Below are 14,496 nucleotides of genomic sequence, written 5' to 3' on the forward strand. Positions count from 1 at the left end.
GGAACACTGGTGTCTCTATCGGTTCGCTCCCTCACAGTGGATTCAGACTAGCCCGCCCGACCGACAGGACGTGCCCCGCACACGCGAGGCGGTCCGAATTGGACCGTTGTGGCACTGGCCACATCGCCCGCCGTGGTCCTGTCCGCCCCGGGGATCGGCGTCCCTTCTTCCTCGGCGCCGACAGCACGACGAGGGCGGACGCCCCGGGGGTCGATGAGCCCCCGAGAATCGCCCGCCCGATCCGTCACCCGGCCGGCCAGCCGTCACCCCACCGGCAGCCGAGCCGGTGCGGTGCAGTTCGCGGCGCTCAGCGGGATCTCGCGCCAGACGAACGAATTGAGGGGGTCCGTGGGGTCCGAGACCCGGCAGTCGCTGCGGAAGATCGAGCCGTCGGCCCTCCGGGCGCTGACCCTGAGCAGACCCGCGGGATCCCCGGTGTTCGGCAGCGAGATCGCCTGGAGGATGTTCGGGTTCGTGGGAACCTGCGCGAGCGGCCGGCTGGGCGCCGGGGCCAGGGCGATGTCGTAGAAGAAGCCGGTTCCGAACACCCCCGAGAGGTTGACCCACCGGTTGTTGTTGGCGTCGAAGACCCACGGAACACCTCGCCGCGCCGACCCGGTGTAGTGGTTCGACGCCTGCGGAACGAGTTCGCCGACAACCGCGTTGTTGGGGGCGACAGCCACCGTGTGAGCACTGAAGGCCGTGACGACATTCGTTGCGTCCAGGCGAGGGAAGGGGATAGACGGCTTCGGCTTCTCCCCCGCCGGACTCGTCGCCGCCTGCGTGGCGGGGGTGTTCTTCGCCGGGGCCGCGCTCGCTGCGACTGCGCCCGAGAGCCCCACGGTCGCGCAGGTCACCGCTGCCGCGGCGGACCAGGTCAGCAGGCGACCGGCGCCACGCGAACCAGAGGCCGAGCTGCTCCTACGAGAAATCAATTTGATTTCCCCCCATGGTGAGAGAATTGGTCTTTCCGGGGCACCGCGTTTTTCGTGCGATGCGACATTGAAGATATCTGCCAGGGGAAACGCGGGCAGCAAGCGACTTGTCGGATATAAGCAAACAGATTTCCCGCCTATCCCAAAGTCGTCTCGGCGGTAAGCCCATGCCCTGCCATTCACCCTTCGGCAGGCGAATCGCGAGATCAGCGACTTAGTCCACCATGCCCGCTTGAGAAGCCCATGAGTAACTATGCATACCAATTCGGACATCGACCCGCCGGAACGGCGTACGGCACGAGAATGCGGACGGCCCGCAGGAGAACTGAACTCCTGCGGGCCGTCGGTCCGTCGGTGTGAATCGTCTCGCCGCCGTCAGTTGCGCAGGCGCGTCCAGGGGCTGCACGGCAAGGGTGCGGGCGCCTGCGGAAGAGGATTGTTCACGTTGCAGATCGTGAAGAAGATGTTGCTGTCGGACGTCCGCGCGACAATCGCGAGCCTGGCCTGGCCGGGAGCCGAATTGGCGTCCTCGGTTGCGGTGATGTTGGTCACGAAGGCTCCCCGGCTGCCCGGCACGCGCCGCAGGCTCTGCCAGCCGAGCGGCGTGCTACGGGGGTCGAAGACGAACGGGGCCCCGTTGTTGGCGGACACGGCGAAGTTGGTCGCGCCGCCTGGCGTGTCCCGGACGATAGTGGAGTCGAGCCACCGGACCGGCTCCTTTCCGTGCTTCGGTTCGTCTCCGTTGACGTGAAGCGGCGCCGACGCCGGCACGCTGAAGGGGCGGTCGGCGGCAGGCCTCGTCGTCGCGGTGTCGGCGCTGGCGGCGAGCGGGGCCGACAGTCCCACAAGCGCGCCGACCACCGACGTCGCGGCGGCCCAGGTGAGGAGGCGACCGACGGCGTGCGGGCCTGAAACCGAAGTGCTCCTAGGAGAAATCAATTGATTTCCCTCCCAATGACGAGAATTGGACTTTCCGGGTCACCGCACTTTTCGAGCGATGCGATGCCGAAGCTACCTCCCCATGGGAACGCAGGCACCGCGACACCTTTCGGTGCACGGCAAACATAAGTTACGGCTAGTTCAAAGCCGACCACTATGAACGAATGTTTCCGCGCCCGCCCCCCTCGTTGCCTTTTTGTCACGATTCACACCGCCCCCCGCCGACCTCCGAATCCGGCCCAACAGGCCCGCCGACCGGTGGGACCGTGACACGCGCCATGAACAAATCAAGCTCTCGGTCAGGAGCGGCCATCCCGGCGTGGCGGGTGAACATCCTCGCGGCCGTGCGGCATAGAACGGGACCGCCATCTCGATAGGAGGCCTACATGCTGTTCACGCGTTGGATCGCAGACATGACAGAAAAGCCGCGAAGGGAGACGCACAGCCGGTCATTCCTGGCAGCGGCGGTCGTGGCGGCCGGCCTGGTGCCCCTGGCCGCCCTGCCCGCCGTCGCGGCACAGCAGACCCACGAACGCCGGAACGGCGAGCGCATCGGCGTCGTCGGGGAACCGGAACCGACCACGCTGCAGGCCGACTCCGGCTCGTTCGGGCGGGCGGCCGTTCCCACCACAGCGCCCGGCACCGGAGGATTCGGATCCACCACGCCAGGCGGCAACGGCTCGTTCGGACCCGCCGCCGTTCCCACCACGCCACCCGGCAGCGGAGCGTCCGGAGCCGCCGGCTTCGCCAATCGGCCGTCTCGATGAACGACATCGTTCCAGGCCACCTGGACTCGCGGCCGCAGGCCGGCTGAGAACGGGCCGCACCACGCCGACGGCGGGGAACCGCGCCGGCCGAGCGCCGGTTGAGTTCACGGCCTCCCGGAGATCAAGTGCCCAGACCAGCGTGATCTCCGGGAGGCGACGTCGTGCCGCCGGCCTCACGATGAGCTCAGCTGGCTCCCCACATCAGGCCCTCGATCTCGGCTCGCGAGCGGGGATCGTCGGGATGGGCCAGCCCGAGCAGGACCGTGCTGCCGCCGTCCGGCCGGGTCAGCAGGGTCACCCGCATGAAGGCGGGCTCGTTGACGACGTCGGTGTACTCGGCGCGTACGGCGCGGGTGTGGCCCGGCCGCCCGCCGACGGTGACCGCGCGGTCGTCGAGCACCTCGACCTTGTCACCGTGCAGCAGCAGCTGGGTGTAGAGATCGCTCAGGTCGATGACGGCCGAGCGCAGGTTGGGCGGGTCCACCCGGTCGCCGGGCCGGGCCATGACCGTCGCGCTGTCCCCGCGCGCGGCGGATGAGGTGAAGCCGGTCACGGGCGCGACCACGCCCTCCCGCCACTCGGGCGGCAACGTGTAGGCGACCCCCGCGATCTGGTCGTTGACGACCGTGGGAGGCACGCTCTCGGCCCGGTGCAGGACCGTGACCACCACCGCGCCGATGACGGCGGCCGAGCAGACCAGCGCGAGCCCGCCGACGAGAAGGCGCTGTAACCAGCGGGGCATCCGGCGGGGTGGCGTGTCGGGCGCGCGGTAGCGGCGGGCCGAGGGGGGCAGGTCGTCCTCGGGCTTCGCGGGCTCCAGGTCCAGCGAGGGCCACACCGGGCGGTCGGCCGTTCGCCTCTCGGCGACCGGCGCGCCGTATGGACGGGTGAAGCCACCCCCGGCGCTCTCGGGTCCCGGAGAGGCCGGCTCTTGCGGCGTCGCGTCGCCGGGCAGACGGTACGCGCGCGGGAAGCCCTCTTCGGCGTCCCCGCCTGCTCCGTGGGAATGCGCGGGCTCTTGCGGCGTCGCGTCGCCGGGCAGACGGTACGCACGCGGGAAGCCCTCTTCGGCGCCCTGCCCCGCCTCGGGCCGCTGCGGCGGTCGCCTGCCCTCCTGCCCCGCCTCGCCCCTGTCCGGCATGAGGTAAGGGCGGGTGGCGAAGCCCTCTTGCGCCGGGCCCGAACGCCCAGGCGCCTCCTCCGCCGCGTCTCCCGGCATGCGGTACGGGCGGGCGGCAGAGCCGCCCCGAATTGGGCCGGAACGCGCGGGCCTCTCCTCCGTCACATCGCCGGGCAGGCGGTACGCGCGGGTGAAGCTCTCCTCCTCGGGCTCCCGGCCGCCGTACGGGCGTGTGGGCCACTGCGGGGACGACGGCGGCCCTCCAGGGGCGCCGTACGGGCGGCCGGCGCCCTCCTCGGACGGCGGGGACTCCTCCTCGGCGGGGGGCCAGACCCGGCGCATCCACTGGTCATCCACAAAGCCTCCCCGGGCGGCCTGGCCGGGCGCGCGTGGAACGGAACCGGCGAGTGACTCGGCGCTCAGGGCCGGGCGCGAGGCTCCATGACCATGAACGCTGCTGTGGAGTTACTCACACCCGCGCCGCCACGTCAACGGCTCACGGCCGATTCGTCATCGCCCCGTACCTCGCGCATCGCCCTGGGCCTCCACGACCGGCTCGTCGCCGCTCTGGGCGGCGCTCGGCGCCTCGTCGCCGGCGCCGTCCGCGGCGGGCCCCTCGATGTCGGCGACGGCGTTCCGCGGTCCCGCGTCGGCTGCCCGCTGCGCCGGTCGGCGGTAGGCGTCCCACATCTGGTGGACGCGTACGCCCTGGCCCGCCGTGAACTCGCGCATGCAGCGATCCTGGGCGTAGTCCATGAAGTTGTGGATGGGGTCGCCGCCCGACGCGGGGCAGGTGTCCTTCTTCGAGGGGCAGCCGTTCGTCGGGTACGCCTCGGCCGGGGTGTCGTCCACCGAGTCCCCCGGGGCCTTGCAGCCGTTCTCGAAGGTGTGCAGCAGGCCGAACCAGTGGCCGATCTCGTGCACGGCCGTGAAACCCCTGGCGAAGTCGCGCAGCGGGCCGCCCGGAACGCTCCGCCAGTCGATCACCACCCCGTCCAGCACGGGCTCGTCGTCGTACCAGTACGGATAGGTGGAGTAGCCGAGCACGAGCCGGCTCAGCTGCGCGATGTACAGGTTGAGCGTCTCCGCACCCCCGACCCGCAGCTTCTTCTTCATCGGCTCCTCGAAGCCGAGGGGGTCGCGGAACCAGCTCCGGTTCTCGGTGTGGGTGACGCCTTTGAGCTCGAAGCGCACGCCGGTGTCGGCCCCGCCGTACCCGCCCGAGTAGGCGGTGTTCAGCACGGCGATCTGCCGGGCGACGGCGGCGTCGGGCAGGCCGAGCGCGTGGTCCCTGATGATGTGCACCCACACCGGAACGGTGATCCGCTCAAGGGTGCCGGAAGCACTCCCCCGCCGCGCGGCGTCTCCCGGCCGCGCGATGTCGTCACGCTGAGCGGCGTCCTGCCGTCGCACCGTTTCGAGCCTGCGGGCCAGGTCGGCCGACATCCGGGCAACCTCGTCGGGCCCGGGCTCACGCGGCTCCAGCGCGTGGGTGAGCGCGCCGACGCCGTGCCGGCGCTGCGGCGCGGCGTGGCGGACGAGACAGGCGTCCGGCCGCGAGGCCGGCGAACCGCGCATCCCGGTACCGGCATGATCCCCGGTCCCCCGGGAGGCCGCGGACGCGGGGGCGGCGCAGACGCCGCCCAGCGCGTAAAGGCATGCAAGGAAGACGGCGATGGGTCGCCGAACCATTCGTTCCCCCGATACGGCTGGTCAGAAGGCAGACCCTAGCCGCGGGGAACGTGATGATCCCGTATCGACACTCACTCGCCGGACGGTTCGCCCTTGGGCAGCCCTTCGTAGATCTCCTTGCACTCCGGGCAGACCGGGTACTTCTTCGGGTCGCGGCTGGGCACCCAGACCTTGCCGCACAGGGCCCGTACCGGCGCGCCGGTGACGTAGCTCTCAGTGATCTTGTTCTTGTCGGCGAAGTGCGAGAAGCGCTCGTGGTCACCGTCGCCGTGCGAGAGCCGGGGTGTTACGTCGCTCTCGGGAAGAATCTTCGTGCCGCTCACGGATACCAAGTCTACTGAGCGAGCGGGCGCTCCCGACCCGGACGCGCGTACGGCTCCCGCCGGGGTGGCGGGAGCCGTACGGGAGGAGACGGACGTCAGCCCATGTGGACCGGGGCGCCCTCGGTCTTGCGGCCGGCCTTGACGAACAGGGCCAGGGCCGCCGCGACCAGGGCGACCGCCGTGCTCACGACGAAGCCGAGGTGCAGTCCGTCCATGAAGGACAGGTGCGCCGCGTCGGCGACCGTCCTGGCCACCTCGGCCGGGAGCCCGGGCGGGGCCTGGCCCACCGAGGCCAGGGCCTTGAGCCCCTCCAACTCCTCGGGCTTGACGGCCTGCGCCATCGGCCCGAGGTAGCCCGGCAGCACGTCGGCCACCTTGGCGGATACGACCGCGCCCAGGATCGCGGTGCCGAGCGCGCCGCCGACCTGCATCGCGGAGTTCTGCACGCCGCCCGCGACGCCGCTCAACTCCTCGGGCGCGTTGCCCACGATGATCTCGGTGGCGCCGACGAACACCGGCGACAGGCCGAACGCGAGCAGCACGAACGGAATCGCGGTGTCGGCGAAGGCCGCGTCGACGCTGAGCCGCGACATGAGGAACATGGCGACGGCCGCGATCACCATGCCGCCCGCGATGGTGATCTTCGGACCGAGCTTGCCGATGAGCATGCCCGCGATGGGCGAGGCGACGATCATGCCGGCGCTCATGGGCAGCATCCGCAGACCGGAGTCGAGCGGCGTGAGCCCGTGCACGCCCTGGAAGAAGAACGTGAGGAAGAACATCGCGCCGAACATCGCGAACGACATGAGGATCATGAGGACGGTCCCGATCGAGACCGAGGCGTTGCGGAACAGGCTCAGCTGCAGCAGCGGCTCGCGCGCCTTCGACTGCCAGAACAGGAACACGGCCCCGACGACCACGGCGGCGGCGAGGTAGCCGAGCGTCCTGGCGTCGCCCCAGCCCCACTCGGGGGCCTTGATGATGGCCCACACCAGCGCGAACATCGCACCGGACAGCAGCACGACGCCGAGCCAGTCGACCCTGGACAGGGTCTTGGCCTTGCTCTCCCGCAGCGCCCACAGCCCGAACGCCAGAGCCACCACGCCGACCGGCACGTTGATGAAGAACACCGACTGCCAGCTCACGTTCTCCACCAGCAGGCCGCCGACGATCGGGCCGCCCGCGCTCGACAGACCGATGATCGCGCCCCACGCGCCCATGGCCATGTTCAGCTTCTCGCCGGGGAAGGCCGACCGGAGCAACGCGAGCGCGGCGGGCTGCAGCAGCGCGCCGAACAGTCCCTGCAGCACGCGCAGCGCGATCAGCATGCCGATCGAGGACGACAGACCGATGGCGAGCGAGGTCAGCGCGAAGCCGGCGACGCCGATCAGGAAGACCCGCTTGTGGCCGAAGAGGTCGCCGAGCTTGCCGGCCGTGATCAGGAAGACCGCCAGCGCGAGCAGATAACCGCTGGTCACCCACTGCAGGTCGGCCAGTGTCGCCTTGAGCTCGACCTGGATGACCGGGTTCGCGATCGCCACGACCGTGCCGTCGAGCATGACCATGATGACGCCGAGCGAGACGGCGAGCAGCGTGAGCCACGGATGGCCCTGGCCCCGTCCTGGAGGCGCGTCGGCGTCCACCGCCGATACGGCTTGAGTCATGGAGGTTCCCCCTTAGCGACACTGAGTAGACCCGCAGTAATTTATGTCAGTCGATGACAGATGACAAATCCTTTTATCCGACATACGGTGACATGTGGCAGTACGTGAACCGATGGTTTCGAGGAGGTGACCGCCGTGGGTCTGCGGGAGCGCAAGAAGCAGCGGACGCGGGACGCCCTGATCGACGCGGCCCTCGACCTTTTCCTCTCACAGGGCTACGAGGCGACGACGATCGACCAGATCGCGGCCGAAGTGGAGGTCTCGCCCCGGACCTTCTTCCGCTACTTCGCGTCCAAGGAGGACGTGGCGCTCTGCCTAACCGCCGACGAGCAGGAGATGTTCCTCGCCGAACTGGTCGCACGGCCGCGGTCGGAGTCGCCGTTCACCGCGCTGAGTCAGTCGATGCGCGCCATGCTGGGCATCCTACGAGAGATCGACGGCGCCGAGGCGGGCAGGATCATGAAGGCCCAGCGGCTCGTCCACAACACTCCGTCCCTGCTCGCGGGCGCCATGCGGCTGATCAGGGAGAACGAGCGCAGGCTGGTCGCCGAGGTGGCCCGCAGGATGGGTACGGCGCCCGACGACCTGCAGTCCCAGCTCGTCGTGTCGGTCTTCGTGAGCATCGGGCTGCTCTGCATGAACGGGCCCACGGAGGATCTCAACGGCCTGGCACGCCGGTACGAGGACCTGCTCACCCTGGCCGAGCGCTCCCTGCGTCCCGGCTGGGACCTGCCCGTACGCCCCGGAAAGACGGAGGCGAAGCCGGAGCCGGCGTCGGCCGCGAGCTGACGTCAGGCCGCAGTCCTCCACCCGGCGCCACCGCCCCAGAGCAGGCTCAAAGCAGGCCCAGGGCAGGCTCAGAGCAGGACGACGCACCCTCGCTCGCGCAGCGGGCGCACGCATGCGGGCACCTGGTCGAACTTGACCCAGCGCAGGTCGAGCTTCTCGAGCCGAGGCAGCTCCGCCAGCCCGGCGGGCAGCGTGCCGAGGCGGGTCGCCCGCAGGTCCAGGTGGGTCAGGGCCGTCAGGTGGACGACGGAGTCGGGCAGCCGTTCCAGGGGATTGCCCCGCAGGTCCAGGTGGCGCAGCGCGCGCAGCCCGCCGATCGACTCGGGCAGCGCCGCGAGGCGGTTGTTCTTCAGATGCAGCTCGCGCAGCCCGGTCAGGCGTCCGATCGTCTCCGGCAGCGCGGTCAGCCGGTTGTCGTGGACGCGCAACTCGTGCAGGCCGGTCATGCCGCCGATCTCCGCGGGCAGCGCGGCCAGCCGGTTCTCGGCGAGGTTGAGATAGCCGAGCCGGTCGAGCCGCCCCAGCGAGGCGGGCACCGACGTGAAGCCGTTGTCGCTCAGGTAGAGGTAGTCCGTGAGGCCGGGCAGGTCCCCGATCTCCGCGGGCACCTCGCGCAGCCGGTTGTGACCCAGGTCGAGCATGCGCAGCTCGCGGAGGCGGCCCAGGCCGGGAGGAAGGTCCGTGATCTCGTTCTCCGCCAGGACGAGCGACCGCAGCCGGGTCAGCCGCCACAGTGTGTCCGGCACCGCGGTCAGCCCGTTGCGCCCGGCGCCGAGATGTTCCAGCGACACGAGGCGGCCCAGTTCCGGTGGGAGTGCCGCGATCCGGTTGCCGTAGAGCAGCAGGGCCCGCAGCCGCTCCAGACGCGAGATCCAGCCGGGCAACGTCGTGAGCGCGTTCCCGTCCAGGTCGAGATGGCGCAGCGTGACCATGTCGCCGAGGGCCGCGGGCAGTGACGCCAGTCCCGTGCCGGGCGCCACCAGGGCGACCGGCACGCCGTCGGCGAACCGTACGGCGCCGGGGGGCGCCCAGTCCGCCCCGGGCACGGCGCTGCCGGACATATCGGGGCCTGAGACATCGGGGCCGGGAGCATCACGACCGGGCGCATCGGAACCGGGCACGACAACCGACCCTACAGATCACCACCCGCCGCCATGCGGTCAGAGCGCCACACCACCACACCGCCGCGAGGCGGCGTCGCCCGGCAGGTGAACGTTTCATCGGCGTTTCACGACTCCGGCGAGGGCCGCAGAAGAGAGATCGCGCTGGTCCGGTGGCCCGCGCAGCAGAACCGGTTCAGTTGGGGCGAGGCGATGGCCGTCGCCTCGGAGGGCGCTCGCTGTACGGTTCCGGTCCCCCTTGCCTATGGTGCGTTCGGCGCTCCCACCGGCGCCGATCCCCCCACCCGAGGTACAGAATGAGAACACGTTTCATCGCCGCGGGCGCGGCCGTCCTCGCCCTCCTGATGTCGGTGATCGCGATGACCCAGAGCGCGCAGGCCGCGACCGGACTCCACGTCAGCGGCACGAAGATCCTCGAAGCCAACGGAAACCCGTTCATCATGCGCGGCACCAGCCACGCGCACACCTGGTACGCGAGCCAGACGAGCTCGTTCGCGAACATCAAGTCCCTGGGCGCGAACACCGTCCGCGTCGTGCTCAGCGGCGGCCGCTGGACGGCCAACTCGGCGAGCGACGTCTCCAACGTCATCTCGCTGTGCAAGCAGAACCGGTTAATCTGCGTGCTCGAGAACCACGACACCACCGGCTACGGCGAGCAGAGCGGCGCGTACACGCTCGAGCAGGCGGTCGACTACTGGATCGGCCTCAAGAGCGTGCTGACCGGCCAGGAGAACTACGTCGTCATCAACATCGGCAACGAGCCGTACGGCAACAACAACCCGTCCGCCTGGACCAGCGCGACCAAGAACGCCATCAGCAGGATGCGGGCGGCCGGATTCCAGCACATGCTGATGGTCGACGCGCCCAACTGGGGTCAGGACTGGGGCTTCGTCATGCGTGACAACGCCGCCTCGGTCTTCGCCGCCGACCCGCAGAAGAACACCGTCTTCTCGATCCACATGTACGGCGTCTTCGACACGGCGGCCGAGGTCACGGCCTACCTCCAGGCGTTCCAGACCGCCGGGCTGCCGCTGGTGATCGGCGAGTTCGGCAACATGCACTCGGACGGCGACCCCGACGAGGACACGATCATGGCGCAGGCCCAGTCGCGGGGCGTCGGCTACCTCGGCTGGTCGTGGAGCGGCAACGGCGGCGGCGTCGAATACCTGGACCAGGTGACGAACTTCAATGTCAGCCAGCTCACCTCGTGGGGCCAGCGGCTCTTCAACGGCGCCAACGGCATCAAGTCGACCGCCAAGGAGGCGACGATCTACGGCCAGCCGCCGGTGAGCCCGTCGGCCAGCCCGTCGGTGTCCCCCAGCGCGTCCCCCAGCGCGTCCCCCAGTGCGTCCCCCAGCGCCTCGCCCAGTGCCTCGCCCAGCGCGTCCCCGAGCGGCGGCGCCAAGGGCTGCTCGGCGACGTACAAGGTCAGCAACCAGTGGGGCGGCGGCTTCCAGGGCGAGGTGACCGTCAAGGCCGGCTCCAGTGCCATCTCGGGCTGGACCGTGACCTGGACCTACGCGAACGGCCAGACGATCACCCAGGCGTGGAACGCCACGGTGACGTCGAGCGGATCGTCGATCACCGCCAAGAATGTGAGCTACAACGGCGGCCTCGGCGCCGGAGCGTCCACCTCGTTCGGATTCCTCGGCTCCTACAACGGCACCAACTCGGTTCCGGCGGTGAGCTGCACCGCGAGCTGAGACGCGGCGCTTCACCCACAGCGGCTTACAACCACAGCGGCTTTCCCTCATAGCTGCTTGATCCACGGCGGCTTCGATCCACGGCCGGGCGCGCTCCCCGCGCCCGGCCCCCGCGTGTCTCGCGCGCATCCGTGCGTCGCGCGTCACCGCGCGGCTTCGCGGCGGGGCGTGCCGGGGTTCAGTTGAGCAGAGGGTCGTCCGGGAAGGTCGCGACGAGCGCGAGATCCCCCTTCTGCCGGCGTAACACGGTGCGCCACAGCGTGGCCGGGTTCGGGTGGAAGGTGTCCCCCGGCTCGGAGTCCACGACGTACCAGGCGCCCTCCTGAAGCTCGTTGTCGAGCTGTCCGGCGGTCCAGCCCGCGTAGCCCGCGAATATCCGCATCTGGGAGATCTCCCCCGCGAGGATCTCCGGGGGCGCGTCGAGGTCCACCGTGCCGAGGCGCGAGACCGCGGCCCGGCCCTGCAACCGGCGCCAGCCGAGGGGCTCCTCGCCGCTGAGCACGACGGCCAGCGCGAGCGCGCTGTCCGTCTGCACCGGGCCGCCTTCGAACAGCACCGGAGGACCCGTGACCAGGGCGTCCCAGGAGGGCAGGACCTGGGTCACGGCGATCTCGCTGGGCCGGTTGAGCACCACGCCCAGAGTGCCGCCGTCTTCGTCGTGCTCCAGGACGAGCACCACGCTACGCCGGAAGTTGGGGTCGTCGAGCAGTGGCGTCGCTACGAGCAACCCGCCGACGTAGATCGCTTCCGCCATACATCCCATCATGAGGGAGGATTGCGGATTCGTGCACGCCGACCCCGGTTCGCCGCGTCATATTACTTATCGCGACGACATCGTCACCGTCCGGGACCGGCGGGTCAGGCCTCGGTGAATCCGCGCGCCCTGCCCCCGGCCGACTCCCGTACGGCGGCCGCCACGGCGTTGGCCACGTCGGGGTGGAAGACACTCGGGATGATGTAGTTGGGGCCGAGCTCCTCGCTCGTGACGACCGCGGCCAGCGCGCGCGCCGCCGCCAGGAGCATCTCCGGCGTGACTCCGTCCGCCTGGGCGTCGAGCAGGCCGCGGAACACGCCCGGGAAGGCGAGCACGTTGTTGATCTGGTTGGGGTAGTCCGACCGGCCCGTCGCCACGACCGCCGCGTGCTCGCGGGCGTCGTCGGGCGAGACCTCCGGCTCGGGGTTGGCCAGCGCGAACACCACCGCGTCCTTCGCCATGGCGGCGACGTCGTCCCCGGTGAGGATTCCCGGCGCGGAGACGCCGATGAAGACGTCGGCGCCCTTGACCGCGCCGCGCAGGTCGCCGCCGTACCCCTCGCTGTTGGTGTGCTCGGCGATCCACCGCAGCGAGTCGTCCAGGTCGTCGCGGCCGAGGTGCACCGCGCCGAGGTAGTCGCAGACGATGACGTTGCGCGCCCCTGCCGCCAGCAGCAGGCGCAGGACGGCGGTGCCGGCCGCGCCGGCGCCGGCCATCGCGATCCGCACCTCGGAGAGCTCCTTGCCGACGACCTTCAGCGCGTTCGTCAGCGCGGCGAGCACGCAGATGGCGGTGCCGTGCTGGTCGTCGTGGAAGACCGGGATGTCGAGCAGCTCACGCAGCCGCCGCTCCACCTCGAAGCAGCGCGGCGCCGAGATGTCCTCCAGGTTGATGCCGCCGAAGCCCGGCGCGATGGCGCGCACGGTCGCGACGATCTCGTCCACGTCCTGGGTGTCGAGGCAGATGGGCCAGGCGTCGATACCGGCGAACCGCTTGAACAGGGCGGCCTTGCCCTCCATCACCGGCAGCGCGGCGGCGGGGCCGATGTTGCCGAGCCCGAGGACGGCCGAGCCGTCGGTGACCACGGCGACCGAGTTCCGCTTGATCGTGAGGCGGCGGGCGTCCTCGGGGTTGCGCGCGATCGCCAGGCTGACCCTGGCCACACCCGGGGTGTACGCCATGGAGAGCTCGTCGCGGTTACGCAGGGGCACCTTCGACTGCATCTCGATCTTTCCGCCGAGGTGCATGAGGAAGGTCCGGTCGGAGACCTTGTGGATCGCGACGTCCTCGACCGCGCCGAGGCTGTCCACGATCGCCTGCACGTGGTCGGCGTCCTTGGCCGCGCACGTCACGTCGATGCGGAGCTTCTCGTGACCCGCGTTGGTCACGTCGAGGGCGGTCACCACGCCGCCCGCGTTCTCCACCGCGTGGGTGAGCAGGCTTACCGCCTTGCCCCCCGCGGGCACCTCGAGACGTACAGTGATCGAGTAGGACACGCTGGGCACGGTGGCCACGTCTATCCGCTCCTTTGCGGGGTGGTGCCTGGCCGTGCTCTCCCGGCTGCTCCAGTTGGGCGGGCCTCCGTGTGGCGGCCACGCTCGCGCATCCGGCTGGACGGCTCATGGGTGCTATCCATCGTGCCATCCCCTGCCGGGTGTTTCAGCCCGGACCCGTGCTGTTCACCTCACACTTCGGTCCCGAAGCGGCGCCCGCCGTACCCCCTCAGGCGCCGGCGGGCGCGGCCGGAACCGGTCAGAAGAGCGCGCTGGCCAGCGCCCTGCGCGCGCGTGAAACCGAGGGATCGTCGGTGGGCAACGCGTCGAACAGCCCCAGCAGGTGGACCCGCGCCTTGTCCCTGTCCGCGCCCCGGGTGCGCCGCACGAGCGCGATGAGCCGGTCGAACGCCTCGTCCACCTGCCCGCTCACCATCTCCACGTCGGCGGCCTGGACCTGCGCGTCCACGTCGTCCTGGGCCTGCGCGGCCCGGCGCAGCACGTCGGCCGGATCGAGGTCCTGCGTGCGCCGCAGCAGCCCGACCCCGGCGAGGCCGATCTTCGCGCCCTCGTCCGACGGCGACCTCGCCAGCAGGCGCTCGAACGCCGCGGCCGCGGCGTCCAGGTCGCCCTTCTCCACGGCCTGCTCGGCCGCCAGGAGCTCGGGGTCGATCGGCGGTTCCGCCTGCTCCCCCTCGCTCTGCGCGGCCAGCTCCATGCCGAGCTGCTCGAACACCTGCGCCAGCGCCTGCCGGAGCTGCGACTCCGGCAGCGGGCCCTCGAACAGGGGCATGAGCTGCCCCTGGAAGGCCAGGTAGACGGTGGGCACCGTACGCATCCGCAGCGCCTGGGCGAGCTGCGGGTCGGCCTCCACGTCCACCCTGGCCAGCACCCACGCGCCGGCCGCCTCCGCGGCCAGCTTCTCCATCACGCCGCTGAACTGCCGGACCTGCTCGGCCCTGGTCACCGTCGCCTCGACGATCACGGGAACGCTCAGGGAGCGCTCCACCACGTCGGCGTTGAAGGTGGCCGAGGTCACCTCGATGACGTCCGCCGAGGCGGCTCCGGCCGGCCCTGCGGCCTCACGCCGCGCCTGGGCCTCGAGTGCCTGCTTGCGCGCGCCGAGGTCCACGGCGCCGTAGAGCGATCCAGGTCGAGAGAACTCCGCTGCCATACCCCCAATCCTGCCGTACGCG

At 70.5% G+C, this 14,496-nt stretch carries 13 protein-coding genes; 3 read left to right on the top strand and 10 right to left on the bottom strand.

Going from position 1 to position 14,496, the window contains the following annotated elements:
• Window positions 1–263: 263 nt before the first annotated feature.
• On the bottom strand, window positions 264–683 hold the full coding sequence (locus ACWEQG_RS25335; protein WP_452288296.1) for a hypothetical protein: 420 nt from the start codon (window positions 681–683) through the stop codon (window positions 264–266).
• Between the two features lie 627 nt (window positions 684–1,310).
• Entirely contained in the window at window positions 1,311–1,874 is a 564-nt protein-coding gene (locus tag ACWEQG_RS25340) for a hypothetical protein (RefSeq protein ID WP_452288298.1), read from the bottom strand.
• 386 nt (window positions 1,875–2,260) lie between these two features.
• On the opposite strand from ACWEQG_RS25340, the gene ACWEQG_RS25345 reads away from it, so the two are divergent.
• Window positions 2,261–2,641, top strand: coding sequence for a hypothetical protein (locus ACWEQG_RS25345; RefSeq protein ID WP_452288300.1), 381 nt, complete (start codon window positions 2,261–2,263; stop codon window positions 2,639–2,641).
• A 184-nt stretch (window positions 2,642–2,825) separates the two neighbouring features.
• Here ACWEQG_RS25345 and ACWEQG_RS25350 read toward each other — a convergent pair whose 3' ends face one another.
• The 4 genes from ACWEQG_RS25350 to ACWEQG_RS25365 all read right to left on the bottom strand — a co-directional run bounded on the left by ACWEQG_RS25350 (window position 2,826) and on the right by ACWEQG_RS25365 (window position 7,440).
• Window positions 2,826–4,118, bottom strand: a complete 1,293-nt coding sequence (locus tag ACWEQG_RS25350) for a hypothetical protein (RefSeq protein WP_452288302.1) — start codon at window positions 4,116–4,118, stop codon at window positions 2,826–2,828.
• 153 nt (window positions 4,119–4,271) lie between these two features.
• Window positions 4,272–5,339 (bottom strand): zinc metalloprotease, encoded by a 1,068-nt coding sequence (locus ACWEQG_RS25355; protein WP_452288304.1) that lies wholly within the window; start codon window positions 5,337–5,339, stop codon window positions 4,272–4,274.
• Between the two features lie 185 nt (window positions 5,340–5,524).
• Complete coding sequence (locus ACWEQG_RS25360) at window positions 5,525–5,785, bottom strand: DUF3039 domain-containing protein (RefSeq protein WP_030510937.1); 261 nt, start codon at window positions 5,783–5,785, stop codon at window positions 5,525–5,527.
• 86 nt (window positions 5,786–5,871) lie between these two features.
• Window positions 5,872–7,440 carry an MFS transporter gene (locus ACWEQG_RS25365; protein ID WP_452288306.1) on the bottom strand — a complete coding sequence of 523 codons (1,569 nt, stop codon included), beginning with the start codon at window positions 7,438–7,440 and terminating at the stop codon, window positions 5,872–5,874.
• A 126-nt stretch (window positions 7,441–7,566) separates the two neighbouring features.
• Between ACWEQG_RS25365 and ACWEQG_RS25370 the strand changes: the two genes are divergently transcribed.
• On the top strand, window positions 7,567–8,229 hold the full coding sequence (locus tag ACWEQG_RS25370; protein ID WP_452288308.1) for a TetR family transcriptional regulator: 663 nt from the start codon (window positions 7,567–7,569) through the stop codon (window positions 8,227–8,229).
• 68 nt (window positions 8,230–8,297) lie between these two features.
• Here the strand turns inward: ACWEQG_RS25370 and ACWEQG_RS25375 are convergent, their stop codons facing one another.
• Window positions 8,298–9,290 (bottom strand): leucine-rich repeat domain-containing protein, encoded by a 993-nt coding sequence (locus ACWEQG_RS25375; protein ID WP_452288310.1) that lies wholly within the window; start codon window positions 9,288–9,290, stop codon window positions 8,298–8,300.
• Between the two features lie 356 nt (window positions 9,291–9,646).
• On the opposite strand from ACWEQG_RS25375, the gene ACWEQG_RS25380 reads away from it, so the two are divergent.
• The gene (locus ACWEQG_RS25380; RefSeq protein WP_452288312.1) at window positions 9,647–11,053 is read left to right on the top strand and encodes a cellulase family glycosylhydrolase; all 1,407 of its coding nucleotides are present in this window, start codon (window positions 9,647–9,649) and stop codon (window positions 11,051–11,053) included.
• Between the two features lie 178 nt (window positions 11,054–11,231).
• On the opposite strand, the gene ACWEQG_RS25385 is transcribed toward ACWEQG_RS25380, so the two are convergent.
• The 3 genes from ACWEQG_RS25385 to ACWEQG_RS25395 form a co-directional block, all read right to left on the bottom strand.
• Window positions 11,232–11,807: a YqgE/AlgH family protein gene (locus ACWEQG_RS25385; protein ID WP_363466564.1), complete on the bottom strand. Its 576-nt coding sequence runs from the start codon at window positions 11,805–11,807 to the stop codon at window positions 11,232–11,234.
• A gap of 104 nt (window positions 11,808–11,911) precedes the next feature.
• Window positions 11,912–13,321: an NAD-dependent malic enzyme gene (locus ACWEQG_RS25390; protein ID WP_346226197.1), complete on the bottom strand. Its 1,410-nt coding sequence runs from the start codon at window positions 13,319–13,321 to the stop codon at window positions 11,912–11,914.
• A gap of 238 nt (window positions 13,322–13,559) precedes the next feature.
• Entirely contained in the window at window positions 13,560–14,474 is a 915-nt protein-coding gene (locus ACWEQG_RS25395; RefSeq protein ID WP_452288314.1) for a tetratricopeptide repeat protein, read from the bottom strand.
• Window positions 14,475–14,496: the final 22 nt, after the last annotated feature.

It is taken from the genome of Microbispora sp. NPDC004025 (assembly GCF_053604425.1).

Coding starts and splice junctions, on each gene's coding strand:
- ACWEQG_RS25395 (WP_452288314.1), bottom strand. CDS start 14,474: ATGGCAGCGGAGTTCTCTCGACCTGGATCGCTCTACGGCGCCGTGGAC.
- ACWEQG_RS25355 (WP_452288304.1), bottom strand. CDS start 5,339: ATGCGCGGTTCGCCGGCCTCGCGGCCGGACGCCTGTCTCGTCCGCCAC.
- ACWEQG_RS25375 (WP_452288310.1), bottom strand. CDS start 9,290: ATGTCCGGCAGCGCCGTGCCCGGGGCGGACTGGGCGCCCCCCGGCGCC.
- ACWEQG_RS25380 (WP_452288312.1), top strand. CDS start 9,647: ATGAGAACACGTTTCATCGCCGCGGGCGCGGCCGTCCTCGCCCTCCTG.
- ACWEQG_RS25345 (WP_452288300.1), top strand. CDS start 2,261: ATGCTGTTCACGCGTTGGATCGCAGACATGACAGAAAAGCCGCGAAGG.
- ACWEQG_RS25365 (WP_452288306.1), bottom strand. CDS start 7,440: ATGACTCAAGCCGTATCGGCGGTGGACGCCGACGCGCCTCCAGGACGG.
- ACWEQG_RS25385 (WP_363466564.1), bottom strand. CDS start 11,807: ATGGCGGAAGCGATCTACGTCGGCGGGTTGCTCGTAGCGACGCCACTG.